The 26,313-nt window shown below is 69.8% G+C and carries 13 protein-coding genes; 3 read left to right on the forward strand and 10 right to left on the reverse strand.

Annotated elements, in window-relative coordinates:
- Positions 1 to 10: 10 nt before the first annotated feature.
- The 4 genes from FBZ90_RS22245 to FBZ90_RS22260 are packed head-to-tail and all read right to left on the reverse strand — an operon-like array spanning position 11 to position 3,772.
- Positions 11 to 817, reverse strand: a complete 807-nt coding sequence (locus FBZ90_RS22245; protein ID WP_145735183.1) for an ABC transporter permease — start codon at positions 815 to 817, stop codon at positions 11 to 13.
- Positions 814 to 1,575 carry an ABC transporter ATP-binding protein gene (locus FBZ90_RS22250; RefSeq protein WP_246130687.1) on the reverse strand — a complete coding sequence of 254 codons (762 nt, stop codon included), beginning with the start codon at positions 1,573 to 1,575 and terminating at the stop codon, positions 814 to 816. Before FBZ90_RS22250 ends, FBZ90_RS22245 begins: the two co-directional genes overlap by 4 nt.
- Positions 1,572 to 2,546: a YVTN family beta-propeller repeat protein gene (locus FBZ90_RS22255; protein ID WP_246130693.1), complete on the reverse strand. Its 975-nt coding sequence runs from the start codon at positions 2,544 to 2,546 to the stop codon at positions 1,572 to 1,574. Before FBZ90_RS22255 ends, FBZ90_RS22250 begins: the two co-directional genes overlap by 4 nt.
- A complete protein-coding gene (locus FBZ90_RS22260; protein WP_145735184.1) occupies positions 2,531 to 3,772 on the reverse strand; it encodes an ABC transporter substrate-binding protein in 1,242 nt (413 codons plus the stop codon). Before FBZ90_RS22260 ends, FBZ90_RS22255 begins: the two co-directional genes overlap by 16 nt.
- A gap of 258 nt (positions 3,773 to 4,030) precedes the next feature.
- Between FBZ90_RS22260 and FBZ90_RS22265 the strand changes: the two genes are divergently transcribed.
- Genes FBZ90_RS22265 through FBZ90_RS22275 form a run of 3 tightly spaced genes read left to right on the forward strand, consistent with a single transcriptional unit; the run spans position 4,031 to position 6,485 of the window.
- Positions 4,031 to 5,056 carry an ABC transporter substrate-binding protein gene (locus tag FBZ90_RS22265; RefSeq protein WP_145735185.1) on the forward strand — a complete coding sequence of 342 codons (1,026 nt, stop codon included), beginning with the start codon at positions 4,031 to 4,033 and terminating at the stop codon, positions 5,054 to 5,056.
- Complete coding sequence (locus FBZ90_RS22270) at positions 5,050 to 5,805, forward strand: ABC transporter permease (protein ID WP_211102256.1); 756 nt, start codon at positions 5,050 to 5,052, stop codon at positions 5,803 to 5,805. The genes FBZ90_RS22265 and FBZ90_RS22270 overlap by 7 nt, the downstream gene beginning before the upstream one ends.
- The gene (locus tag FBZ90_RS22275; RefSeq protein WP_145735186.1) at positions 5,802 to 6,485 is read left to right on the forward strand and encodes an ABC transporter ATP-binding protein; all 684 of its coding nucleotides are present in this window, start codon (positions 5,802 to 5,804) and stop codon (positions 6,483 to 6,485) included. The genes FBZ90_RS22270 and FBZ90_RS22275 overlap by 4 nt, the downstream gene beginning before the upstream one ends.
- Here FBZ90_RS22275 and FBZ90_RS22280 read toward each other — a convergent pair.
- From FBZ90_RS22280 to FBZ90_RS22305, 6 genes are all read right to left on the reverse strand, one after another.
- Positions 6,482 to 6,991: an SRPBCC family protein gene (locus FBZ90_RS22280; protein ID WP_145735187.1), complete on the reverse strand. Its 510-nt coding sequence runs from the start codon at positions 6,989 to 6,991 to the stop codon at positions 6,482 to 6,484. The two genes, FBZ90_RS22275 and FBZ90_RS22280, sit on opposite strands and share 4 nt — an antisense overlap.
- Complete coding sequence (locus tag FBZ90_RS22285; protein WP_145735188.1) at positions 6,984 to 7,331, reverse strand: ArsR/SmtB family transcription factor; 348 nt, start codon at positions 7,329 to 7,331, stop codon at positions 6,984 to 6,986. Before FBZ90_RS22285 ends, FBZ90_RS22280 begins: the two co-directional genes overlap by 8 nt.
- A gap of 65 nt (positions 7,332 to 7,396) precedes the next feature.
- Positions 7,397 to 8,470, reverse strand: coding sequence for a LacI family DNA-binding transcriptional regulator (locus FBZ90_RS22290; RefSeq protein WP_145735189.1), 1,074 nt, complete (start codon positions 8,468 to 8,470; stop codon positions 7,397 to 7,399).
- Positions 8,471 to 8,768: 298 nt separating this feature from the next.
- Positions 8,769 to 11,882, reverse strand: coding sequence for a TonB-dependent receptor (locus tag FBZ90_RS22295; protein ID WP_145735190.1), 3,114 nt, complete (start codon positions 11,880 to 11,882; stop codon positions 8,769 to 8,771).
- Between the two features lie 689 nt (positions 11,883 to 12,571).
- Complete coding sequence (locus tag FBZ90_RS22300; RefSeq protein ID WP_145735191.1) at positions 12,572 to 13,690, reverse strand: glycosyltransferase family 4 protein; 1,119 nt, start codon at positions 13,688 to 13,690, stop codon at positions 12,572 to 12,574.
- Between the two features lie 148 nt (positions 13,691 to 13,838).
- Positions 13,839 to 26,300: a non-ribosomal peptide synthetase/type I polyketide synthase gene (locus FBZ90_RS22305; protein WP_145735192.1), complete on the reverse strand. Its 12,462-nt coding sequence runs from the start codon at positions 26,298 to 26,300 to the stop codon at positions 13,839 to 13,841.
- Positions 26,301 to 26,313 lie beyond the last annotated feature (13 nt).

Raw genomic sequence — 26,313 nt, forward strand, 5'->3', positions numbered from 1 at the left:
CCCTGGCGGGTTAGTCGCCGCCGCCCCGGCGGGCCAACAGGCCGCGGCCGGGATCATAGCCCCAGACCGCCATGATCATGAACAGCAGGGTGCAGCCGGCCACCACCCCCGCCGCCAGCGGGTCCGCCTGGCCGTACAGAGCGAAGCGGATCAGCTCCACCGCGTGGCTGAAGGGATTGGCCTGGCATATCCAATAGAGCGTCAGGCTGCTCTCCTTCACCCGCCACAGGGGGTAAAGGGCGGACGAGGCGAAGAACATGGGGAAGATGACGAAGTTCATCACCCCGGCGAAGTTCTCCAACTGGCGGATGAAGGAGGACAGCACCAGGCCCAGCGCCCCCAGCATCAGGCCCGACAGGATCAGAGCCGGCAGCACCGTCAGATAGCCCAGCGGCGGCGGCTCGATCTCCCAGAACCAGGCGATGCCGAGGAAGATATAGGCCTGAACCACCGACACCACGACGCTGGCCAGCAGCTTGGCCGTCAGCAGGAACCAGCGGGGGAAGGGGCTGACCAGCAGGGTCTTCATGCTGCCCATTTCCCGGTCGTACACCATGGAGAGCGAGCTTTGCATGCCGTTGAACAGCTGGATCATGGCCAGCAATCCCGGGGCGATGTAAACCTCGTACGGGATATAGGTGTCATAGGGCGGGATGATGGACACGCCCAGAACGAAGTGGAAGCCCGCCGCGAAGATGGCCAGCCACACCAGCGGCCGCACCAGGGCGGACAGGAAGCGGCCGCGCTGTTGCGTCCAGCGCAGCGCCTCGCGTTTCACGATGCCACCCAGGCAGCGCAGGTATTGGACCGGGGTCATCGCCCGCCCCCTTCCTGCCGCTGTCCCGTCAGGGTGTCGAAGGTGGCGCGCAGCGTGGTCACGCCGGCCCGCACGTTCACCTCGGGAACGGGGCCCTGGTCCAGCACCTGGCCCTGGTGCAGGACGATGACCTTGGCCGTGTCATCGGCCTCATCGATCAGATGGGTGGCCCACAGCACGGCCAAGCCGCGCTGCCGGCACAGATGGCGGACATGCTCGATCAGGAAGCGGCGGCTTTCGATGTCCAGGCCGACGGTCGGCTCATCCAGCAGCAGCAGGGCGGGGTCATGCACCAGGGCGCGGGCCAGTTCCACCCGCCGGCGCTGGCCGCCGGACAACTGGCGCACCCGGGCGTCGCGCCGGTCGGCCAGGCCCACCCGCTCCAGCTCTTCCTCGATGCGGGTGCGGGCGCGCGATCCGGCTATGCCGTGCAGGCTGGCGTGATAGGCCAGGTTCTGCCGCACCGTCAGATCCAGGTCCAGCGTGGATTGCTGGAACACCACGCCCATGGCCGCCAGGGCGGCGGAGGGCTGGCGCCGGATGTCATGGCCGAAGACGGTGACGCGCCCCTGCCGGCTGTGATAGAGGCGGGTGACCAGGGCGAACAGGGTGGTCTTGCCGGCGCCGTTCAGGCCCAGCAGCGCCGTGAAATCGCCGGGCGCGATGCGGAAGCCGACATCGCGCAGCGCCTGACGTGCGCCGAAGGAATGGCTGAGGCCGGAAACCTCCAGAGCGGCGGCCGGGGGAGCTGGGCTCAAGGCGCCACCACCACGCCCCAGGGCAGGCGGCCCACCGGCACCGACTTCACCACCTTCAGTGCGTCCACGTCGATGACCGACAGGTCGTTGCTGACGCCGTTGGTGGTGTACAGCCGCTTGCCGTCGCCGGAGAAAGCCAGGTTCCACACCCGCTGGCCCACCAGCAGGTACTTCTTGACCTGATAGCTGTGGGTGTCGATGACCGCCACGCGGTTGGCGGGGCCCAGCGCCACGAAGGCGGTGTTGCCGTCGGCGGTCAGCTGGATGCCCACGGGCTGAATGGATTCCTTCGGCACCCCGGGGATCTCGAAGCGGATGGTCTGGATGACCTTGCGCTGGGCGGCGTCGATGATGCTGACGGTGCCGCCCACCTCCGCCGACACCCACACCAGCGACCCGTCCTTGGTCCATTGCGCCACGCGCGGCCGGCTGCCCACCAGCACGTTGGCCAGCACCGCGTGGGTTTGGGTGTCGATGAAATGGGCCATGCTGGTGGTTTCGGAGGTGTTCACCAGGATCTTGCCGTCCGGGCTGATGCCCATGCCCTCCGGCTCCACCCCCACCGGGATCTCGGTGGCGATGCGGCCGGACGTGATGTCCAGCACCGACACCATGTTGTCGTTCTCGTTGGACACGTACAGCGTCTTGCCGTCCGGGCTCAAGGTGAACAGCTCGGGGTCCGGCCCGCTGGGCAGGGTGCGGGTCACGGTCAGGCTGGCCAGATCCAGCACCTCGATGTGGTCGGCGTCGCTGGTGCAGATGTAAAGCGCCTTGCCGTCCTTGGACAGGGTGATGCCCCGGGGACGCGCGCCCACCTTCACCGTCTTGATGACGGCCAGGGAGCCGGCATCCACCACGGTGATGGTGTTGTCCTTCTCATTGGACACCAGCAACCGCTCCGCCAGGGCGGGGGTGGCGGACAGCAGGGCGACCACCGTCAGGGTGGCTTTCATCATCAGCTTGGGTGGCATGTCGTCTCCGGCTGGTCGGTGCCCAGCGTGTCCAGTTCCGATGTCTCGTGCAGGAAGCCCGGCTGCGGCGAGACGGACACCAGCGACCGCGCGTCGGCCAGCAGCACCGGCTGGCGCAACTGCCCGTCCCAGCCGCGGAAGCTGAGCCGCGCGCCCTTGAAGGCCGCCAGCTCGAACTCCGGCTTGCGCAGGTAGGCGGTCATGGCCGCCCCCTCCACGCTGCCGCCCCGGGTCGCGGCCTCACCCAGGGCGCGCACCGCCATCCAGGCGCCGTAGTCCCGCTCCGTCATCCAGCGGCCCGTCTGCTTCAGGAAGCGGGCCTGCAGTTGCGTGGCGCCCCATTGCTCGAAGGGGCGGGCCCAGGCGGCGGGCACCAGGCCCTGCGTGCCAGCCACCGGCCGCGGGTCGGTGGCGCGATAGCCCAGTTCGTCACCGAAATTGTCGCCTTCATCCGCCACCACCAGCACGTCGTACTTGAGGCCCTGGGTGAAGCGCGCCACCTCCGCCCCGATGGCGTAATGGCCGGTGTCGGTGCGGCGCGCGCCGGGGTCATAGGTCCAGGGCTTGTCCGCCACGATCTTCAGGCGGAACTTGCGCGCCGACTTGCGCAGCGCGTCGGCGTACAGCTTGTCCTCCGGGTTGGGACCCGCCACCAGCAGGATGTCGCGCCAGTTCTTCACCGCCAGGTACTGCATCAGCGCGTCGGCCAGCATGGCGCGGCTGGGCAGCAGGTGCAGGACGTTGCGCCGGCATTTGTCGCCGCGCAGGGCGTCGTCGGTGGTGGTGGCGTCCAGCAGGGTGGCGTCCTTCGCTTCGGCCAAGTCGGCCAGGCGCAGCAGCAGGTCCGCCGGCACGTCGGTGACGAAGGCGCGGTAGCCCTGGGCCACCAACCGCTTGAAGGCGGCGACCACCGCGTCGGCATCGGGCTCCAGCGCCTCTTCCAGGTGATAAGCCTGGTGGATGAAGCGGCCGGTGGTGGTGTTGTCGGCCAGCGCCAACCGCGCGCCCTGCACCCCGTCGTCGTCCGGCGGCTGGTCCAGGAAGCTCAGGGGCAGCACCCGCTTCTGGGTCAACGCCAGATAGGCGATGTTGGCCACCGGGTCGGCTTTGGCGGGGTCGGGCTTGGTGTCCGGCGCCTTCGCCGGCGGCGCGGCATGGGCCACAGGTCCGGCCATTAGCAGGCCGGCGAGAAAGACGCCTATCAAACCATGGCGGCGGTTGGACATCTCCGCCGTCTCCTTGATTGTCAGACCAGAGACTGGTGTCAGACCAGGGACCATGGCCCGATAATGGCCCCTGGCATCCTGGGCCGCCATAGGAAATCAGGGCTGGAAATCAGGGGGCTGTCTCATTCTATAGTCGTAGAGGGGGCGGGTTGACAGGGGTGAAGCCGGCGGCCCGATAATGGTTTGCGAAACCAGGAACAACCTGGGCCCGGTCCTTTGGACCGGGCGTGGAGGATGCCCCCGATTCCGGATCAGATCATGAGCATGACGCGTCGTCGCCTGTTGGGCCGCCTGCTGGCCATGGGCGCGATGGCGGGCGTGGTGGCGGGGGTGGCGTCCCGCCGGGCGCGGGCGGCGGCGGTGCCGTTGCGCGTGGGCGTGCTGCGCTATGGCACCGTGTCGTGGGAACTGGACGTGATCCGCCGCCATGGGCTGGACACGGCCCACGGCCTCGCCCTCGTTTCCCAGGAGTTCGCGACGGGACAGGCGACTCAGGTCGCCTTGCAGGCGGGCCAGGTCGACACCATCGCGGTGGATTGGCTGTGGGTGGCGCGGCAGCGCGCGGCCCAAGGACCAGGGGGCGGCGCCGACTGGACCTTCATCCCCTTCTCCAACGTCGCCGGCGCTGTGATGGTGCCCGCCGGTTCCCCGGTGGCCACGCTGGCCGACCTGGCCGGCCGCCGCCTGGGCATTGCCGGCGGGCCCTTGGACAAGAGCTGGCTGATCCTGCGCGCCTATGCCCAGCGGCAGGCGGGCATCGACCTGGATCGGGCGACGGAAAAGACTTTCGGGGCGCCGCCCCTGCTGGCCAACGCGCTGGCGGCGGGGCGGCTGGACGCCCTGCTGACCTATTGGCCGTTCGCCGCCAGGGGCCAGGCGGCGGGCCAGCGCACCCTGCTGACGGTGGAGGACGCGGTGTCCGGCCTGGGCATCCAGGGCACGCCGCCCATCGTGGGCTATGTCTTCTCCGAACGCTGGGCCAAGGCCAACGGCGCGGTGCTGGACGGCTTCATCGCCGCCAGCCGCCAGGCCCGCGCCCTTCTGACGGAAAATGAGGCGGAGTGGCCGTCGCTGCGTCCCCTGGCCGACGCCGGCAGCGATGCGGAGTTCCTCGCCCTGCGTGACTGGTATCGCCGCGGCATCCCCCCCCACTGGGGCCCCGCCGAATGGCAGGCGGCAGCCCGCTTGTATCAGGTGCTGGCGGCCGTGGGCGGCCCGGCGCTGGTGGGCGATGGCGGCGACACGCTGCCGGCCGGCACCTTTTGGCGGGCGTCATCTTGGTAGGTCGGGGGCGGGCTTGGCTGGTCCGCGCGCTGTCCATCCTGGTCCTGCTGCTCTTATGGGAAGGGGCGGGCCGCCTGGCCGCCAGCCCCCTGGCGCCGCCGGCCTCGACCGTGCTGGCCACCCTGGCGCGCGAGGTGGTGTCGGGCGCCTTGCCCCATCATGTCGGCATCACCCTGGCGCGGGTGGCCGCGTCCTTCCTGTTGGCCATGGTGGCGGGCACGGCCCTGGGCCTGGCCATGGGCTGGTGGCGCACGGTGGATTTGTGGCTGGACAGCGCGCTGTTGCTGCTGCTGAACCTGCCGGCCCTGGTGCTGATCGTCCTGCTCTATGTCTGGTTCGGCCTGACGGAGGCCGCGGCCATCGCCGCGGTGGCCCTGAACAAGCTGCCCACCACCGCCGTCACCGTGCGCGAGGGCGTGCGCGCGCTGGACCGGGACCTGCTGGAGATGGGGCGCGCCTTCCGTTTCGGCCGTGCCGCCACCCTGCGCCATGTCGTGCTGCCGCAGTTGCAGCCCTATCTGTTCGCCGCCACCCGGTCGGGCCTGGCGCTTATCTGGAAGATCGTGCTGGTGGTGGAACTGCTGGGCCGCAGTGATGGTGTCGGCTTTCAGATCCAGGTCTATTTCCAGCTGTTCGACGTGGCCCACATCCTGGCCTATTCCCTGGCCTTCATCCTGATCATCCAAATCATCGAATGGGCGGTCTTCCAACCCCTGGAACGCTGGGCCACCCGATGGAAGGCGTCATGACCCGGCTGACCGTCGACATCCGCGAGAAGCGTTTGGCCGGCCGCGCGGTGCTGGGCCCCGTTTCTTTCGGCCTGGACGCTGGCGAGGTGGTGGCCCTGGTTGGCCCGTCCGGCTGTGGCAAGAGCACCCTGTTGCGCCTGGTCGCGGGCCTGGACCGGGAGGTGACGGGCACTGTCCGGTGGAGCGGGGAGGGGCCGCGCCTCGGCGTCGTCTTCCAGCAGCCGCGCCTGCTGCCCTGGCGCACGGTGCGGCAGAATTTGGACCTGGCCGGGGCCGATGGTGCGGAGGCGACCCGCCTGCTGGAGCGGCTGGGCCTGGCGGCCAAGGCGGATGTTTGGGCGTCGCAGTTGTCGCTGGGCATGGCCCGCCGCCTGGCCCTGGCCCGCGCCCTGGCGGTGGACGCCCAGGCCTTGCTGCTGGATGAGCCGTTCGCCTCGCTGGATGAAGGCAACCAGCGCCTGGCCCGCGCCGTCCTGGCCGAATACCTGGTGCGACGGCCGGTACCCACCCTGCTGGTGACCCATGACCTGGCGGAGGCGGTGGCCCTGGCCCACCGGGTGCTGGTCCTGTCCCCCGGCCCCGCCCGCCTGCTGTTTGACCAGGCGGTGCCGCCCGGGGTCCGTACCGACCCCGCCCTGGCGGCGGCCACCGTGGCCGTCTTGCGCGATCTGGCCCGTTAGGACGGGTCGCCCAGGCTGGACAGCACGTCGCCGAGTTGCCCCAGCTGCTCCGGCAATGCCGCCGCCGACCCCTGCAGCGCCTCCTCAAGCGCTTCCTTGGATGGATAGGCTTCGTTGAAGGTCAGCAGCGTCTTTCCGCCCAGGTCCGTGAAGGTCACGGTTGTGACCGCGCCCTCCTCGCCCTCGTCGTTGGTCCAGACGATGCGCTCGTTCGGCACCACCTCCAGATACTTGCCGTAAAAGGCCATGGTGTCCGGACCGCCAAAGGTGAATTCCAGCCGATACTTCCCGCCGGTGCGGACGTCCATATCGCACGACACCAGCGACATGCCGGGGACCGACTTTGGTACCCACCAGCGCTGGAACAGCGCCGCCTGGCTCCATGCCCGATAAACCGTGCTCGGCGGCGCATCGAATGTCCGTGTGATGACGAGTTCGCGGTCGCCCCGACGCTCGACGGACGTGGGGTTCCGCGCACCACCAGCACCTTCACCATGCTCAGTCATCGCTTTCCTCCCGTCTCAATTCGCTGATGATCTCGTCCAATGCGTCAAAGCGGGCCTCGAAGAGCTTGCGATGCGCCTCGATCCACTCGGCCTCCGCCGTGAGGCCGCGTTTCCCCAGCGTGCAGGTTCTTACCCGCCCGACCTTCCGGGTGACGACCAGCCCCGCCCGTTCCAGGACCTGGATGTGCTTCTTCATGCCGGTCAGCGTCATCCGGAACTGATCGGCGAGACTGGTGATCGACGCGTCCCCGCAGCCCAGCTGATCGATGATCCCGCGGCGGGTCGCATCGGACAGCGCTGCGAACGAGAGATCGAGGGGAAGATCTGAACACTGAACCATGTGGTTCAGTGTATGGCCAAATCATCGCAGGCGCAAGCCCCGGCCTGTCCCGGCGGTCGCGGCTTCTAGCCCACCTTCTTCGCGCGGCGGCGGGCCGGGCTCTGCGCTTTCGGCGGGGCGGTGGAGGCCCGCACCACCAGCTCGTGCGGTACCAGGCGGTGGGGTACGCCGGCATCGCCGCGCGGCCGCTCCATCAGGCGGGAAATCAGCAGGTCCGCCGCCTCCTCCCCCAGGCTGCGCATGGGCTGGCGCACCGTGGTCAGCGGCGGCCAGGTCATGCTGGCGATGGGGCAGTCGTCATACCCGGCCACGGACAGATCCCCCGGCAGGCTGAGGCCCCGCGCCTGGGCGACGACGATGACGGCGGCCGCCATCTCGTCATTGCAGGCGAAGATGGCGGTGGGGGGCTCGGCCAGGGACAGCAGCCGTTCGGCGCAGGGCAGGGCGGAAGGGAAGGTGAAGGCGCCCTGCTCGATCAGGTCTGGGTCTTCGGGAATGCCCAGCTCCGCCAGGGCGTCGCGATAGCCCAGATAGCGGCGGTCGGTGGCGCCGTGGTGGGCCGCGCCCTTGATCAGGCCGATGCGCCGGTGCCCCAGGCACAGCAGGTGGCGGGTGAGGGCGGCGGCGGCCTGGCGTTCATCGATCCAGACGGAGGAATAGGTGTCGCCGCCGCTTTGCGCCGTCACGCGCACCAGGGGAATGCCGCTTTCCGCCAGGACCGACAGGACGCGCGGCTCATCGGTGATGGGGGCGGTGAGCACGACGCCGTCGGGGCGCAGCCAGTCCAGCACGGCGCGTACCCGGCGTTCCACGTCCTGGCCACGATAGTCGATCTCCTCGATCAGCAGGTGATAGCCGCGGGCGCGGCAGCGGTTCAGCAGGCCGACCTGGATTTCCATGGTGTAGGGGCCGGCCGGGTCGCCATAGAGATGGCCCAGCAGGTAGGAGCGTTTGCCGGCCAGGGTGCGCGCCGACATGTTGGGGTGGTAGCCCAGGTCATGGATGGCCTTGAGCACCCGGTCCAGGGTAGCCCGGTTGACGTAGGGCTCACCATTCAGCACGCGGGACACGGTCTTGATGGAAACCCCGGATTCACGGGCGACGTCGATGATCGTCGGCTTCCGGGCCTCATTTTCCATGCGCGCTCAACTCCCATCGTCAAGACCCCCGAAGGTCAGGGTCACTACCCTTGTAATGGCATAAAAAAGAAAGGGCGGCACGATCGCAATCATGCCGCCCGGAGTGGGCGCATAGTCCCCGGGGAGAGGGTATGCGCAGAAGGGAGATCAAGAAGAAGAAACGGGAAGCGGCCGCTGGGGCCGCCGCCCCGTCATCGGGAACCTTTGGCGAAACGGGTGCCAAGGGTTCCCAGGGTCCACGGGGCCGGTCCGGATGCCCAGTCTGGGTTATCCAGTCCGGCCCCGCAGGTCACAGGCATCAGCCGCCGAACTTGAACCGGCCGCCCAACATGAACCGGCGACCCGAGTTCATGTAGGTGAAGGGCTGGTTCTTGTACTGCAGGTAGGTCTCCTGAGACTCGCCGGTCAGGTTGACGGCCTCGAAGGTGATGCCGAACTCGGGCGTGAACTGATAGGCGAGCTGGGCGTCCAGCTGGCCGTAGGGCCGGCTGAACACGCCGTAGGTCACAGCCTTGTTGGTGGTGGCGTCCAGGATGGCGAAGGTGGAGCCGATGGCGTCGCCGTTCACCGCGCTGGACCGCCAGCTGTAGGACAGCCGGGCTTCCAGGCCGTTCTTCTGGTAATAGGCCTGCGCCGTCAGGGCGTGCAGCGACACGCCGGGGATGGGCAGGTCCTGGGCGAAGGACGTGGACGTCGACGAGGTGGACAGCGAGTAGGTGTAGTTGGCGTTGAAGCCCACGCCGAAATCGAAGGCGTACTGCGCCCCGACCTCGAAGCCCTTGATGCTGCCGCCGGCGCCGTTGCTGGGGGCGGTGAAGCCCGCGGTGCTGCCGCCGAAGTCGTCCATCACGGTGATGGAGGTGGTCTGCGTCTGGATGAAGGTGTCGATGGACTTGTAGAAGCCGCCGAAGGTCAGGGCGCCCTGGGTGCCGAAATACCATTCGTAGCCGATGTCGATCTGGGTGGCGCGGAACGGGTCCAGGTTCGGGTTGCCGCCGCTGCCGCCCACGAAGGCGAAGCCCTGCTTGCCGGCGCTGTTGGTCTCACGGGTGAAGTTGTACTGCGCGCCGGTGCCCAGCTGGTATGGGCTGGGCGGGGACATGACGCGGGCGGCGGAGAAGCGCACCTTCTGGTCCGGCGCCACGTCCAGCACCAGGTTCATGCTGGGCAGGATGTCGGTGTAGTGCCGTTCCGCCGTGATCACATCCGGGTTGGTGATGGCGTTGGAGCCGTCCCAGGATTCGTCGGAAATGTAGATGGGGTTGGCAGGCAGGGCGCCGGCCGTCACCTTCTGCACCGTGTCGACGATGCGGGCGCCGATGTTCAGGTGGAAGCGGTCCTCCTTGCTGCCCATGTCGGCCATGGCGTAGCCGGAGGCGCGCTGGCTTTCGATGACGAAGGAGTTGATGGGGTCGCGCACCATCTTGCCCGGGAACTGCGGGAAGTTGCCCTGCAGCCATTGCACCGGGTTCTGCATCTGGGACAGGTTCTGCACCAGGATGCTGCTGCCGGCGTTGCCGGTGGGGAAGAAGTTGCTGATTAGCTGCGCCCGGTTGGGCGCCGTCAGCGCCGTCTGGGCCGGGATGACCGGCGGTGTTTGCGACGGCGCCCCGGTGGCGCCCACGAAGTTGCCGCCGGCGGTGGCGCCGGTGGCGGGGTTGGTCAGGCCTTCGTTCAGGATGGCCGGATCCATGTAATAGCCGTAGGTGCCGTAGCAGGTGCCGTTGCTGCAGTACCCGGTCTGGCCGGCCGAGGACTTGTCCAGCTCGTAGTGCGACAGGGCGTAGTTGATCTTGTCATCGGTGTAGCGCACGCCGACGGTGAAGGTGGTCTTGACCGCCTTGATGAAGTCGGCGTCGTACTCGCCATCGGCGTGGCCGGACCACAAATCATCCTTGGAGTGGATGTTCCACGCCCAGGCCGATTTGAAGACGGCGTTGTTGGGGTTGCTGATCAGGTCGGCATAGGGCGCGTTGTACGACACCGACGGCAGGGTGCCGTTGTTGACGTAGTTGAAGGAGTAGGCCGGGCCGTGGCTGATCGGGCTGCTGCCGCCCGGGGCCAGGGGGTTCAGCGGGGCGTTGCAATAGCCGTTGGGGCTGGTGGCGCAGGGCTGGGCGGCGTTGTACTGGGAATATTCCACGTCCTGCTGCGCGCTGTCGGAATTGTATTCCGAGGTGGCGTAGGTGACCTTGAACTTGGCGCGGAACGGCCCGCCATTGTCCCACTTGCCGCCCAGGTGGAAGTTGTCCGCCGTCACATGGACGTTCTGCACGTCGCTGTCGCCCTCGGCGCCCAGGGCGCGGATGGTGGCGGACTTGATGACGCCGTTGCTGTCGATGTCATAGGGCTGGCTGGGGTCGATGCCCAGGCCCAGGCCGTTGGAATTGAACCACACCTTGTTCGACGCCTCCTGGGTCAGGATGTCGTAGGTGGAGTGCAGCCAGTCGGCGTTCAGGGTCAGGCTGTCGGTGACGGCGTAGTCGACGCCTAGCTGGCCACTGATGCGGGTGCGGTCGGTGTCGCGGTCGGTGAAGTACAGCAGCTCGGGCGAGATATAGGTCCGCGGGATGGTCGCCATCGGGTTGGTCGACGTGCCGGCGGCGGGCTCGATGGCCCAGCCGGCGCGGTTCTGGCCCTGCATCACGTCGGTGTGGGTGTCCGTCTCGGCATAGGAGAAGGCCGCCGTGATGCCGATCTTGTTGTTGAAGTTGTAGCTGCCGACGATGGCCCCGATGGGGGTCCAATTCTCCATGCGGGCGTGTTCGCCCGTGGTCATGCGGAAATTGCCGCCCAGGGTCCAGCCCTGCGGGGCGTCCAGCGCGGACCGGGTCTTCAGGTTGATGATGCCGCCCATGCCGCCCTCGACCAGGCTGGCCTGGGGCGACTTGTAGACGTCCACGCCGGCGATCAGGTCGGACGGGATGGCCTCCAGCGAATTGGTGGCGGTGCCGCCACCGCCGCCGGACCCTTCACCCGAGGCGTAGGCTTCCAGGCCGGACAGGAAGGGTTCGTCGTTCAGCACCGTCACGTTCTGGCTCAGGCCGCGGATGCGGACGCGGGTGCCCTGGCCATTGTCGCGGTCGATCTGCACGCCGGACAGGCGCTGCAGCGATTCCGCGATGTCCTGGTCGGGCATCTTGCCCATGTCTTCGGCGGTGATGGATTCGATGATCAGGTTCGACTGGCGCTTGTTCTCCAGCGCGTCGGCCAGCGACTTGCGAAAGCCGGTGACGACGATCTCCTCGACGCCGCCCTGGTCGGCCGGGGTCCCGGCCTGGGGGGCGGCACCTTGGGGGTCGGGGGCCGCGGCTTGCGGGGCGCTCTGCGCGAAGGCGGCCGGTGCCGCCAGGATGGCGACGGAGGCGGCTCCCATCAACAGCCGCCGCAACGTCTTCAACTCTCCGTACATGAGGGGTCCCTCCCTGCGGGATATTCGTGGGTGCGCGAACCCGGCCGCTGGCCACGGTTCCCCCTGCAACCCCTGGTTCGTGGGCGCAGATCAGGGAACGGCACAGCGCTGCTGTCCGGTCGCGATGGATCTACCGTCTACTGGAATAAGGGCATGCCGATCTCACGGTCGGCTGGGCCCTTTCCCTTCCGTTACCGGAATGGGTCAACCAGCGTTAACTATCGTGAGTGTGTCCGTGACAGGATCGGCAGAATGCATGCGCGTTCATGTCTTTCTCCTCCCGAAGATGTAGTTATTTTTACTTGATAACCAGGCTCACCTTTGCCGGCGTCGGGCTCATGAATTGCCCATAGGGTGCGGAAATTTCTTGCCGTCAACCTAGACCGTTGACGACCGTAGTGCCCGCATCAAACGCCAGCCATGTTATTAATAGTTGCGCTGACAGCGTTGTCAACTCGATTCTATTTTTTGCTTTTTTTATTGCAACTGTTCCCCAACACATAAAGTGGCCATCCAACGCACCAAATGGCCAAACCTCCATCACATAAAGTGGCAAAGCCTTGAAATCGCTGAGAAAATTTGGAGTGACCCGGGTGGGTTCCGGGATAATTTATGCACACCCCTTGGCGTGTTGTGCGGATTGGGGCGTCTGCGAAGAGACCTTGGCCGGACCAGCGATCATGACTGGGTCACGTCGCTGATTGCCCAACCATTTCCTGATAGACATCCCGGAAGCGGCGACTGGTGGTGTCGGCGTCTTCCTCCACCGCCGCTCTTTGAGCCCGGACGGCGAGGTCCAACCGTTGCTCCTCATCGCCGAGGACTTCTTCTAGCTCAGCCGCCAAGGCCACAGCGTCGGTTGGTTGAACCACTCGTGCTGCCCGAGGGGCCCATTCGGCCAGATGCCCCACCGCGGTCCCCACCGTTGGAACGCCGGCGACCGCAGCCTCCAATACAACCAATGGGCCCGCTTCGAAACGCGACGTCACCACCAATAGGTCCGCCCGCTCGAAAAAGCCCCTGATAGCTTCACGGGGTAGAAAACCGTGATGGCGAACCTGCCCGTCCAGGCCCAACTCCGACACGCGGCGCATTAAAGAGCCATCGCCCGGGATATCAATGCCGATGAGGTCCAGTTCGAAAGCGACACCAGCCGCCTTCAACCGGGCAGCCGCCTCCAGCAGCATGGAATGATCCTTGGCCGGAGTAACGTGTGCCACATGCAACAGCATAGCCGGTGCCGTCGGATCACGGCGGCGAGGCGGCCGCAGCGGCCACTCATTCAGGGCCACGCCCAAGGGCAGGCGTAACGCCGGGTATCTTCTCTGCGCCAATAAGCGGACCACGGGTTCACTCTGACCAGCGACACGCCCAGCGTGGGCCAAGGCCCACCGCAGAAGCATCCGGGAGACGGTGGACAGTTGGTCCCCGTACTTCACATCCGGAAAACCCACCAGCTCATAATTGGCGAAATAAAGCAGAACCGGCACCCGCAGCAGCCGGCCGGTCAGCGCGGCAATGGCCTCTGCCCACGGCGACCACAGGCTGTGGATAATATCGAAACGGCCGCGACGATGTTCCGCAATGATCTGCCGGAGCATGCCACGACGGGGGGAGCGGCTCCCGGCATTGTGGACAGCGGCACCCCGGAGCGGCCAAGTGCACGCATCCGGTTCTTGTTGAAAAATGAAGACATGCACCTCGTCGCCCGCCTGGACCAAACGCTCGATCAGCCACATGAGGCAGGGAACGGCGCCGTGCACGCCATCTCGGCCGACACCGCCCGAAGTCACGATCGCAATTTTCATGCGGATACCGCGCGTCGCCCATACAATCGTCAAGGTTCGCCGGCAGGGCTTCGCCAAGCGGCGCGAAGGAAGTTTTAATACCTAAGATGGGGTGGAAAGGCAAAGTACCACCCATGACCCACCGTCCGCACCGGGTCGGCGGGCGGCCTCAGGTCGCGCCGGCCTTGCCCGTCGCCATCCCCTCCGCCACCGCCAACTCCCGCCGCAGGGTGTCGGCCAACGCCTGGACATGGGCGGCGGTCAGGCAGGTGAAGTGGTCGCCGGGCACCGCATGCAGGGCGACGGGCAGGGTGGAGAACCGTTCCCAGCCCCAGGCCGGGGTGAGGCGGATTTCCGGCAGGCTGACACCCGGTGGCAGGGGGTCGCGAGCCTGGTATAGGGTCATCGGCACGGTGATGGGGGCATGGTTGGGGTCGTAATGGCCACCGAAGCGGCCGGCGGCCTGATAGACCGCGAACAGGCCGCGGATGGGGCCGGGGTCGGATCCGGGTTTCACCAGGCCGAACTCCTCCATCCGGCGTTGCAGGAAGGCCAGCTTGCCCTTGAGGTCCAGCGCCGCCACGTGCCGCCGCTCCGCCGCGTCCGGGGCGACGCGCCGGCCAACGTAATGGCCGAAGATGCTGAGCACGGTGTAGAGCACCTGGCTGTCATCGGGTTGAGGCAGGCGGGCATAGGGCGGGGCGGCGCTGTCGAACAGGGCCAGATGGGCCACCCGCTCGCCCGCCTGGGTCAGGCGCCAGGCCATCTCGAACGCCACCTTGCCCCCCAGCGAGTGGCCGCCCAGCAGATACGGGCCCTCCGGCTGCACAGCCCTGACGCAGCGGATATAGTGGTCGGCCATTGCCTCCACCGACTGGTGCGGTTCCCGCTGGCCGTCCAGGCCCAGGCATTGCAGGCCGTAGAACGGGCGGTCGTCCCCCAGGGCCGATGCCAGGGGCAACAGCTGCGAGACGTTGCCGCCCATGCCCGGCAGGCAGAAGAAGGGCCGCCCGGTTCCCCGCGCCTGCACCGGCACCAGGCAGTATTGAACGTCAGGATCCAGCGCGCTGCCGGCCCCGATGGCCACTCCGCCAGCGCCGCTGGCGTCATCGACCGGCAGGGACCGGGCGATGCGGGCGATCGTTGGCTCCTCCAGGAACTCCGCTAGGGTCAGGCACCGCCCCCACCGCTCCCGCAGGCGGGCGATCAACTGCGTGCCCAGCAGGGAATGACCGCCGAGATCGAAGAAATTGTCCTCCACCCCTGGGCGCTTGACTCCCAGCAGATCTTCCCACAGGTCGGCCAGCGCCTGTTCCGTCGCCGTGCGCGGCGGCCCGCCAGCCCCGGTGCGGCCCGCGGTTGGGGTGCCGGCCCTCGACCCCGCCGGGTCGGCCAGCGCCGCCAGAGACCGATCCTTGGCCACGACTAACACCGGCTGGCCGCACATGATGGCGCGGTCGAAGACCTGGCACCCTTCCGTCGTGCTCAGGCCGTCCAGGGCGGCGTTTCCGCGCCCCTGACGGCGGGCATGGTTCACCGCCATGCCGACCTCGGCCCAGGTATCCCAGGCGACGGCGGTGACAGGGTACCCCGCCGCGCGGGCCCGCCGGGCCGCGGCCTCCAGGTAGGTGTTGGCCGCGGCGTAGTCGCCTTGGCCCAGGCCGCCAACCCAGGCGGCCAGCGAGCCGCACAGCAGGATGAAATCGGGGCCATCGCCCGACACGGCGTCGATCAAGGCGTCCGTGCCCGCCACCTTGGGCGCCAACACCGTGCGCCATGCGGCCTCGGTGGTGGTCTCGACCAGGCCGCTGGCCTCGCGGCCGGCGGCGTGGATCACGCCCGCCACGGCGCCGAACCGATGCCGAACCGCCGCCACCGCGGCGCGCACCGCCGCCGCGTCCCCCATGTCGGCGGCGAACACCGCCACCTCCGCGCCCAAGATGCCGAGGCTGGCCAATGCCGGTTCATCGCGTTGGCTCCGGGCGATCAACGCCAGCTTGGCGCCTGGGGCGGACCGGGCGATATGATGGGCAAGGGCGAGGCCCATGCCGCCCAGGCCGCCGGTGATAAGGTAGACGCCGCCGGCACGCCAAGTCGGCCCGTCACCGTCCACGCGGGGGGCCAGCGGTTCCAGGTCCAGGATCAGGCGTCGTCCTTGGCGCAGGGCCACCGTGGTGCCGCCGGGCGGGGCCGGGTCCGGAGGGGTCGCCGCCAGCTCGCGGGCCAGCGCCGCCGGGTCCGTCCCGGCGTCCAGATCGATCTGGCGACAACGGAGCGCCGGGAATTCCCATCCCAGCGCGCGGGACAGGCCCACGGCTCCCGCAGCGGCGGGGGCGGCGGCCTCGCCGGGAAGGCCCGCCGCCTGGCGGGTCAGCAGGGTCAGGATGGTGGGCGTGTGGACGGCGGGGCCGAACGCCCGGGCCAACGCCAGCAGGGAGGCGAACCCGTCCGCCACCGTCCCGTCCGCTACAGTCCCGGCCGCCACCGTTCCACCTGTGAGCGTCCAGGCGTGGATCATCTGGCCCGGCACTCCGCCCTCCGCCCGCAGGGCGTCCAACAGCGCGGCATGGTCGGCGGCGTGATTGGGGCGCAGGCGGTAGCGGTCGTCCGCCACGCGCTCGAAGTGGGGGCCGGCCTCGACCATGACGCTGCCGGGGGGCGCCGCGACGGGGAGGTCGCCAAACACCAGCCAGCGCACGGCCGTCAGCGCGGGACCGATCGCGGGGGCCGGGCGCGTGACTGGGACTTGGCACCAGTCCGCCGGCGTTCGGGCGGCGGCCGGTGCCGACATCGCGGCGCGCAGGGTGAAACGCTCGATGGTCGCCACGCGGCTCAATCCATCCGTACCCTCCGTCCGGGGCGCGTACAGGTCCACGTCATAGGCGTCCGGGCCCACGCGGCGGGCGTGGCTGAGCAGCCGGCGGGGCAGGGGCTGGTATAGCTGGACCCGGCCGTAGTGGAAGGGAACCAGTGCACGGGTATCGCCCTGGTCCAGGCGGGTGGCCAGGGACAGGAAGGCCGTCGCCATGTCGGCGAGCGCTGGGTGCAGCGCCAGGTCGGCGTCCATGTCCTGGTCCGGTTGGCACAGCCAGGCCCAGCCCGCGTCCGTCCCGTCCCGCCAGACCTGTTCGAAGCATCGCCACGCCGGACCATAGGCGACCAGCGCCTGGGCCAGGGGCGCCAGAGGCACCGCCTCGCCCCGTGGCTCGGGAACGGCTGACGGCGGCGGCGGGCCGGCGGCCGGCTCGGCCAGGCCTTGGGCGTGGGGTCGCCAATCCTCATTCCCGGCTGCCCGGCTTTCCAGGACGAAGTCCCGGACCGGCCCCGTTCCGGTCAACACCAGGCGGACCTGTGGCGCCTCCTCCGGATCCAGCACCAGCGGCGCCGGGAAGTAAACCTCGCTCAGCGTCGGCAAGGCTTCGCCGCTCACCGCCGCGACGGCGGCCCGTGCCAATTCCAGGCAACCGGTGCCGGGCAGGGTGGGGCGGCCATCGAACAGTCGGTGGCCATCCACCATCCAATGATCCGCCGACAGGCCCAGGGTGACGATGATGCGATCGGCCCCGTCCCGGCGCCAATACCGAACCAGCGGCGGCTGTGGCGCCCCTGGCCGGTCGATCCAGTGGCGGTCGCGCTGGAAGGGATAGGTTGGCAACGGAACGCGGCGGCGGGCGATACGCCCTGCGGCGTCAAGGTGCCGGGCGCGCCAGTCCAGGTCGGCACCCCGGCGCCACAGCAGGGCCAGGGCCTGGGCATAGGTATCGGCGTCGCCCGCCGTTTCCCGGGCATGGGGCAGGCAGGGGATCACGTCGCGATCCGCCAGCAAGGTGGTCAGCGCCCGGCCCGGTCCCACCTCCACTAGGATGGGGTCGCCTTCGGCCGTCAGGGTGGCCAGGCCATCGGCGAACCGCACCGGCTGGCGCAGATGCCGGGCCCAATAGGTGGGATCGGCCGCGTCGGTGGCGTTGAACCAGGTTCCCGTCAGGTTGGAAACGAAAGGAATGGTCAGGCGGCCGGCCGGCGGATGGCTCGCGAGCAGCAACCCGTCAGCCGCGCCCGCCATCAAGGCGCTATGGAAGGCGTGGGAGGTCTGCAGCCGCCGATGGGGCCGCCCATCCGCCACGCACGCCGCTTCCACGGCCGAGATGGCGTCGTGCGATCCGGCCAGCACCCGATGGTTGGGGCTGTTTTCCGCCGCGATCTCCACCCCCAGGGCCAGGTAGGAGATGATGGCCTGGGCCGGGCCCTCCACCGCCAGCATGGCGCCGGGGGGCTGCGCCTGCATCAGCGCGCCGCGCCGCGCCACCAGCGCCAACGCCTCGTCCAGCGTGAACAGGCCGGACAGGCAGGCGGCGACGTATTCCCCGAGGCTATGACCCATCAGGGCGCTGGGGCGGACGCCGGCGGCCATCAGCGACTGGGCCAAGGCGTATTCGATGGCGAACAGCGCCGGCTGGGCGTACCGAGTTTGCGTCAGGCGCTCAACCGCCGCCGCCCGGTCACCCTCCGCGGGCGGGTGGACCAGGTCGCGCAGGTCCATGGCCAGTGGGCTGGCCAGAATGTCGGCGCAGCGGTCGAAGGTGGCGCGGAAGACGGGGTCGGCGGCGTGGAGTTCCCGCGCCATGTCCACATGCTGGCTGCCCTGGCCCGGGAAAAGGAAGACGACCGGACGGCCCACCCGCTTTTCCACCGTTGCCGAGGCCACGGCGCCTGCCAACCCGGCGGCGGCCTCGGCGGCGCTGTGGGCCACGACCGTGGCGCGGTGGCTCAGGCGGGCGCGGCCCACCTGCAAGGTGTAGGCGGCGTCGGCCACCTGTTCCGGGTGCCGGCGCAGATGGTCCGCCAGCCGCCGGGCCAGGATGGCCAGGGCCTGGGGGGTGCGGGCCGACAGCGGCAGGATGATGGCCCGCCCGCCCGCCTGCGCGTCAGGGACGGGGGCGGGCGTATCGGGCGCGGCGTCCAGCACCACATGGGCGTTGGTGCCGCCCACGCCGAAGGAGCTGACGCCGGCCCGTCGTTGGGCGCCCGCCGGCCAGGATAGGGCCGAGGCGGCGACGGTGAAGGGACCGGCGGCGAAATCGATCTCGGGATTGGGCCGGTCATAGCCCAGGGTGGGGGGGATGATCCCCTGTTCCAGCGCCAGCACCGTCTTCACCAGCCCCGCGACGCCGGCCGCCGTGTCCAGATGGCCGATGTTGCCCTTGACCGCGCCGAGAACGCAGGGATGGGCGCGTGTTCCCGCCGCGTCGCCAAGGGCCTGGGCCAAGGCCCGCACCTCCACCGGATCGCCCAGCCGCGTGCCCGTTCCGTGCGCCTCCACATAGCCGATGGTGCCGGCGTCAACGCCCGCCGCCGCCAGCGCCTGGCGGATCACCCGTGCTTGCCCGGCCACGCTGGGGGCGGTGTAGCTCACCTTGTCCGTGCCGTCGTTGTTCACGGCGGATCCCCGGATGACGGCATGGATCGTGTCCCCGTCCGCCTGCGCGGCCGCCAAGGGCTTCAACAGCACGACGGCCAAGCCGCTGCCGCTGGTGGTGCCGTCGGCGGCGGCGTCGAACGGGCGGCATCGCCCGCCGGCTGACAGGATTCCGCCGTCGGCGCTGACATAGCCTACCCGTTCGGCGTCGATGGAAACGCCGCCGGCCAAGGCCATGGCGCATTCCCCCCGCCGCAGGCTTTCGCAAGCCATGTGCACGGCGACGAGGGAGGAGGAGCAGGCGGTCTCCACCGTCAGGGCCGGGCCGCGCAGATCCAGCTTGTAGGCGACGCGGGTGGCCAGGAAATCCTTGTCGTTGCCCAAGACCCACTGTTCGGGACGCAAGCGCAACTCGCGCCGGCGCGGGTGGACGTTGTCCAGCAGGTAGTGGCTGATGCCGCACGCGGCGAAGACGCCGATCTGGCGGTCCGGTCCGGCGGTGTCGCCATAGCCCCCATCCTCCAGCGCGGTCCAGGCGCATTCCAGGAACAGGCGTTGCTGCGGGTCCATCACCTGCGCTTCCTTGGGGGAAAAGCCAAAGAAACCGCTGTCGAAACGATCCATGTCTTCCAGAGGCAGCGCGGTGCGGACCAGGCCCGGGTGGGCCAGGGTTTCCGCCTCGGCGCCCCGGGCCCGCAATTCCGCCTCGGTGAAGTGGGTGGTGACGTCGATGCCCTCACGCAGGTTGCGCCAGAACGCGGCGACGTCCCCGGCCCCGGGAAATCGGCCGGCCAGGCCGATCACGGCGATCGCGGTGTCGTCCGTCATGGCGGGCGCCGCGGGGGCGGGCATGATGGTGCCCTCCGGGGCACCCTGCAGCGCGCGCGCTTGGGCGCGGATGGTGGGATGCTGCAACAGGTCGGCCAGGGCCAGGCGCGGACCGAAGCGCGCCGTCAGCCGCTGATGCAGCACCGCCAGGCGCAGGGAATGGCCCCCGGCGTCGAAGAAGGCCTCATCCGGTCCCACGTCCGCCCGGTCAAGCACCTCGCGCCAGATGGCGGTGACGATGGCCAGGGTGCCGTCGCCTACCAGGGCGCCGACTGGGGCGCCAGCCGGGCTGGGAAGGGCGGGCTGGTCCGATGGCGCGGGCAGGGCGCCATGGTCGATCTTGCCCGCACTCGTCTTGGGCAGGGCGTCCAGGAGGATGATCCGGTCCGGCACCAGGGACGGCGGCAGGGCCCGCCGGGCGGCCGCCCGCAACCATTGGGACGTTCCGTCGGCGACGACGTAGGCCACCAACTGGCGCTGGCCCTCGCGGTCGGCGGGGGCCAGGGCCGCGGCCTCACGCACCCCCGGCAGGCGGGCCAAGGCGACCGCGACCTCATCCAACTCGATGCGGAAGCCCCGCACCTTCACCTGGCGGTCGGCGCGGCCTAGGAATTCGATGCTGCCATCGGGCCGGCGGCGGACGCGGTCGCCCGTGCGGTACAGGCGACCGCCCGCCCGGTTGCGGTCGGACACGAAGGCGGCCGCGGTGCGGTCGGGCAGGTTCAGGTAGCCATCGGCCAGGCCGGCACCGCCCACGCACAGTTCGCCCGCCAGGCCCACCGGCATCAGGTTGCCGGCGGCGTCCAACACGTCCAGCGTGGCGTTTTCCAACGGGCGCAGCACCAGGCGCCCCCGCTCCGCCCAGTAGTCGGTGACGGAGGCGCAGACCGCCGTTTCCGTGGGACCGTAGCCGTTGAGGAAGCGGCGGCCGGTGGCCCAGCGCTGGGCCAGGGCCGGCGGGCAAGCCTCCCCTGCCACCATGATGACCTGCAGGTCCGGCAGATCGTCCTCCGGTACCAGCCGCAGGGCGGACGGCGTGATCAGCAGATGGCTGATGCGGTTTCGCGCCAGGGTCCGCGCCAGGGGCGGGCCCGGCAGCAGGTCGGCGCGGTCGGCGAAGACCACGGTGCCGCCCCCGGCCAGGGTGGGGAACACTTCACAGCCGACACCGTCGAAGACGGGGGAGAAGAACTGAAGCAACCGGGCGCCCGGGGCCAAGGCCATATGCCGGATAAAGGCCAGGACCGTGTTGCGGATGGCGCCATGGCTGACGGCCACGCCCTTCGGCCGGCCGGTGGAGCCGGAGGTGTAGAGGATGTAGGCGCGGTCGCCGGGCTGGCGCTCCCCGGACAGGCCGGTGTCCGGGTCCACCGGTGCGTCATCCACCAGGTCGTCCACCACCACCAGCGGCAGGCCCAGCGCCGCCGCCGCCGAGGCCATGTCGGCGCGGGTGACCACCGCCGACAAGCCGGCGTCGGCCACGACGTGGCGGCTCCAACCGTCCGCCGGCGCCTCCGGGTCCAGCGGCACATAGGCGGCGCCGGCTTTCAGGATGCCCAGCATGCCCGTGACCAGATGGGGGTGGCGTCCGGTGTACAGGCCGACGGTGTCGCCACGCCCCACCCCCCGCGCGCGCAATGTCATGGCCAGATGTCCGGCCAACCGGTCCAGGGCCCGATAGCTCCAGCGGCGCCCGCCATGCTCCAGGGCGACGGCATCCGGCGTGCGCTGGGCCTGGGTGGAGATAACCCCGTCCAGGGTCGGCGCCGGATGGGGCCAGGGGGTGGCGGTGTCGTTCCAGTCGACCAGGGCCTGCCGGCGTTCCGCCGCGGTCAGCAATGGCAGATCGGCCACCCGACGGGCGTCATCCCCCTCGGCCAGGCCGGCCAGCAGGACCAGCAGGTGATCGCGCAGGCGGGCGATGGTGGCGTCGTCGAACAGGTCTGTGCGGTAGGCCAGGCTGGCGGTGCGCGCCTCCGGTCCCCCTAGCGCCAACACCAGATCCAGCTTGGCGTGATTTAGGGCCACGGGTACGGGCGTCATGGCCAGGTCGCCCAGGGTGGTGGGCGCCTCCACCCCATCCTGCCAGACCAGGCCCACCTGGAAATACGGGTGTTGCCCCGGCCCCCGCTCCGGGTTCAGCCGCTCCACCAGCAGGTCGAAGGGCACGTCCTGGTGATCGAAGGCCTCCAGGCAGGTTTGCCGCGCCCGTGCGGCCAGGCTGGCGACGGTGTCGTCCCCCCCGATGGTCAGGCGCAGGGGCAACATGTTGACGAAGAAGCCGATCAGGGGCTCGGCGTCACGGTGGCGGCGGCCGGCCACCGGGCAACCCACCATGATGTCGTCCTGGCCGGTATAGCGCCACAGCACCAGCGTGAAGGCGGCGTACAGCACCATGAACGGCGTGCAGCGCCAGGCCTGGGCCCGTTGGCGCAGATCCTGGGCCAGTGCTGGCGGCAGGGTGAAGTCCAGCGTGGCGCCGACGTCCGACGCCGGGGTGGGCGCGCCCGGCCGGACGGGCAAGGCCAGGGGGGTTGGCGGATTGGCCAACTGTCGGCGCCAATAGGCCAGGTGGGCGTGTTCCGTTTCCACCAGGCGGCCGCGCTGCCAGGTGGCGTAGTCGGCGTATTGTGCCGGCAGGGGCGGCAAGGACGGGGTCCGGTGATTGCGGCGCGCGTCATAGCACGCGGCCAGCTCACGCCAGAACAAGCCGGACGACCAGCCATCCGATGCGATGTGGTGCGTGGTCACGCACAGCACATGGTCATCGGCCGCCAAGGTCAGCAGCAGGGCGCGCAGGGGCGCCTCCCGTGCCAGGTCGAACACCAGGGACGCCTGTTCGGCCAGCAAGCCCGGCAGCGTGTCCTCTGTGGCTGGGCGCTGGACCAGGTCCACGGGGCCGGGCGGCATGATCGCCACCGTGGGTTCCTCCACCCGGTGGCCGTCGGCGGTGGTGATGCTATCCACCGTCGCGCTGAAGCGGCTGCGCAGGGCTTCGTGCCGCGCCGCCACGTCCGCCAGGGCCAGGGCCAGGGCGCCCGTGTCCAGGGGCCCGCGCAGGCGCTGGGCGTCCGGGATGTTGTAGGCGGCGGTCATGCCGCCCAGCCGTTGGGTCAGCCACAGCCGGCGCTGGGCATGCGACAGGCGCCGCCGCTCATCCGCCGGCGCCGGGGGCAGGGGGGCGTCGTCCCCCGGTGCCGCCGGACCCGATTCCCGCTTGGCGGCGGCTACCCGCTCGGCCAGATCGGCGACCGTCGGCCCGGCGAACAGGTCCGACAGCGGCAGCGCCACCCCGAAATGGTCGCGCAGGCGGGACATGAGGCGGGCGCCCAGCAGGGAATGGCCGCCCAGGGCGAAGAAATCGTCGTGTGCGCCCACCGCGGGCACCCGCAGCAGCTCCACCCATAGGGCCGCCACCTGACGCTCGGTCTCGTCACGGGGCGCCACCTGGACGCCGTTCCCGATGACCGGCGCCGGGGATGGCAGGGCCTTGCGATTGATCTTGCCGCTGCTGGTCAGGGGAAACACGTCCATGGCCATCAGGTGGCTGGGCACCATGTGGGCCGGCAGGCGCTGGCGCAGGTAGGCGCGCACCGCATCCAACGGCGCCTCCCCCCGGACATACGCCGCCAGCTCCGCCTCGCCCCCCGGGGCGGGGTGGGCCAGGACCGCGCATTCGCGCACGCCCGGATGCTCCGACAGCACCGTCTCGACCTCGCCCGGCTCGATCCGGAACCCCCGGATCTTCACCTGGTTGTCCAACCGCCCCAGGAATTCGATCACGCCGTCGGGCGACTGCCGGCAAAGGTCGCCCGTCCGGTAATAGCGCCCGGGGCCCAGCCCCGCGACCAGCCGGCCATGGGTGTCGAAGCCGCCGGTCAGGAAGCGGCTGGCGGTCAGGTCCGGCCGGTTCAGATAGCCGTCCGCCACGGCCGGTCCGCCAATGACCAGTTCCCCGGGGACGCCCACGGGCACCAGGCACAGGTCGGGGTCCAGCACATGCAACTGCGCGCTGGGAATGGGCCGGCCGATCGGCATGGCCCGCTCGCCCCCATCCAGGCCTTGCGGGGCCTCCAGCGCGATCAGGGCGCTGTCGATGGTCGCCTCGGTCACACCGTAGGAGCCGTAGACGCGGGCGCCGGCCGCGCACAGGGCCTGGACCCGGCGATATTCGTGCACGAACCAGATGTCCGATCCGCAAACCAGGGTCTTCAGGCCGTCCAGGCGCTGTCCCACCGCTTCCAGATGGGTCAGCAACTCGCGCAGCACCACGGGCACGAACTCGGCGAAGCGCACCGTCTCGGCCAGCATCAGGCGATACAGGCTGGGCGGGTCCAGCAGGGTGTCACGGGGCACCATCACCAGCCGCCCGCCGGAACCCAGGGTACGGGCGACATCGCCGATGAAAACGTCGAACGTGAAGTTGGCCATCTGCAAGGTGGCCAAGTCGGGGTCGGCCAGATCATAGACCTGGGCCCAGGCCTGGCAGGCGGCGGCCAGGGCGCCATGCGTCACCCGTACGCCTTTGGGCCGCCCTGTCGACCCTGAGGTGTAGAGAACATATGCCAGATCCTCCGCTGCCCAACTCACCGGCGCCCAATTCACCGGTGGCGGTATCGCCCCTCCCTCGGCTCCGGCCTCGATCAGCAGCAGGGGTGCTGGCGGGTTGGAGGGCTGGCGGGCGGCTGTGGTTAGGATGAGGGTGGGGGCGGCATCGGCCAGAACCTCGGGGGCCCGGGCATCCTCCGGCGACACCGGAAGGAAGGCGGCGCCCGCCCGGTGGATCGCCAGCAGCGCCACCACCACGTCAGGGCCATAATCCAGCATTACCGCCACCGGCCGGCCGGGAACGGCCCCGGCCGCCGTCAGCCGGGCCGCCAGGGCGTCGACCCGCGCCGCCAGCTCGCCATAGCGGATTTGGCGGTCGCCGTGGACGATGGCAACGGCCGTCGCCCGGCGGGCGGCGGCGGCCTGGAACAGGCGGGGAAAGGCGGGCCAGGGCGGGGGCGCCAGGGGGCTCGCCGGCTGGGCCAGGGCCAGCAGCGTCGCCACCTCGTCCGCCGGCATCAGGGGCAACTGGGCGATGGGCGTTTCCGGCGCCGCGACGGCGGCGGCTAGCAGAATGGTGTAGTGGCGGGCCAGCCGCTCGGCGGTGGCGGCGGTGAACAGGTCTGTGCTGTACTCCACCGCCCCCAGGATGTGGCTGCCCGTATCCTTCAGGCTGAGCGTCAGGTCGTATTTGGAGGTGCCGGAGTTCAGCGGGCTCGCTTCAACCTCCAGCCCGCTCATGGTCAGGGTGCCGAAACTGTCGGCCAGCGCGTCAAACATCACCTGGAACAGGGGAGTGTGGCCGGGGTCGCGACGGGGGCGCAACCGCTCCACCAAGCCGTCGAACGGCACGTCGGCGTTGTCGAGGGCGTCGAGCAGCTCCGCGCGCACCCGCCGCACCATCTCCGCGAAGGTGGGGGCGCCGCCCAGATCCAGGCGCAGGGGCACGACATTGACGAAGAAGCCGACCAGGCCCTCGGCCTCCGGCGTGGTCCGCCGGGCCATGGGCGCGCCCACGACCAGATCGGCTTGCCGGGTATAGCGCGCCAGCACCAGGGCGAAGGCGGCCAGGCCGGTCATGAACAAGGTGGCGCCCAACTGGCGCCCCAGGCCCCGCAGGGCGGCGGCGGCCGGCGCCGGCACGGTGAAGGACACGCGGTCGCCGACGAAGCTTTGAACGCGGGGGCGGGGGTTATCGGTGGGCAGGGGGATCAGGGCGGGGGCATCGGCCAGTCGGCGGGCCCAATGGTCGTATTGCTCCTCCAGAAAGGGAATGCCTTCCGTGGCCTCCCGCGCCAGATGGTCGGCGAAACGGAACTGGGTGGGCGGCAGGGGCGGGGTAAGGCCGGCCACCAGGGCATCGTAGGCCCGGCCCAGGTCGCGCAACAACACAGCCACCGACCAGTCGTCGATGATGATGTGGTGGCAGTTGAGCAGCAGGGCGTGCGCCTCTGGTCCGCGGGCGACCAGCGTGGCGCGGAACAGGGGGCCGTGCTCCAGGTTGAAAGGCCGGGCGGCCTCCGCGGCCGCAAAGCTGTCGAACGCCGCGTCATCGGAGGCCGTCGCTCGGGCCAGGGCGAAGGGCTCCTCCACCTCGTCGATGACGGGTTCGCCGTCCACGGCGGGGAAGCGGAAACGCAAGGCGTCGTGGCGCTGGGTCATGAGGGCCAGCGCCCGCTCCAGCGCGGCGACGTCCAGCCGCCCCCGGAGATGCAGGGCGACCGGCACGTTGTAGGTGCGGCCCTGGTCCTCGAACTGGCTGACGAACCACAACCGCCGCTGGGCGGCCGAGGGCGGCGGCAGCCGGGGGGCCAGGTCGCGGGCCAAAGCGTCATCCATGGCAGGCCATCCC

The organism is Nitrospirillum pindoramense (assembly GCF_007827955.1).
Classification (GTDB): Bacteria; Pseudomonadota; Alphaproteobacteria; order Azospirillales; family Azospirillaceae; genus Nitrospirillum; species Nitrospirillum amazonense_B.

Coding starts and splice junctions, on each gene's coding strand:
- FBZ90_RS22245 (WP_145735183.1), bottom strand. CDS start 817: ATGACCCCGGTCCAATACCTGCGCTGCCTGGGTGGCATCGTGAAACGC.
- FBZ90_RS22275 (WP_145735186.1), top strand. CDS start 5,802: ATGACCCGGCTGACCGTCGACATCCGCGAGAAGCGTTTGGCCGGCCGC.
- FBZ90_RS22285 (WP_145735188.1), bottom strand. CDS start 7,331: ATGGTTCAGTGTTCAGATCTTCCCCTCGATCTCTCGTTCGCAGCGCTG.
- FBZ90_RS22300 (WP_145735191.1), bottom strand. CDS start 13,690: ATGAAAATTGCGATCGTGACTTCGGGCGGTGTCGGCCGAGATGGCGTG.
- FBZ90_RS22290 (WP_145735189.1), bottom strand. CDS start 8,470: ATGGAAAATGAGGCCCGGAAGCCGACGATCATCGACGTCGCCCGTGAA.
- FBZ90_RS22305 (WP_145735192.1), bottom strand. CDS start 26,300: ATGGATGACGCTTTGGCCCGCGACCTGGCCCCCCGGCTGCCGCCGCCC.
- FBZ90_RS22265 (WP_145735185.1), top strand. CDS start 4,031: ATGAGCATGACGCGTCGTCGCCTGTTGGGCCGCCTGCTGGCCATGGGC.
- FBZ90_RS22295 (WP_145735190.1), bottom strand. CDS start 11,882: ATGTACGGAGAGTTGAAGACGTTGCGGCGGCTGTTGATGGGAGCCGCC.
- FBZ90_RS22260 (WP_145735184.1), bottom strand. CDS start 3,772: ATGTCCAACCGCCGCCATGGTTTGATAGGCGTCTTTCTCGCCGGCCTG.
- FBZ90_RS22280 (WP_145735187.1), bottom strand. CDS start 6,991: ATGACTGAGCATGGTGAAGGTGCTGGTGGTGCGCGGAACCCCACGTCC.
- FBZ90_RS22255 (WP_246130693.1), bottom strand. CDS start 2,546: ATGCCACCCAAGCTGATGATGAAAGCCACCCTGACGGTGGTCGCCCTG.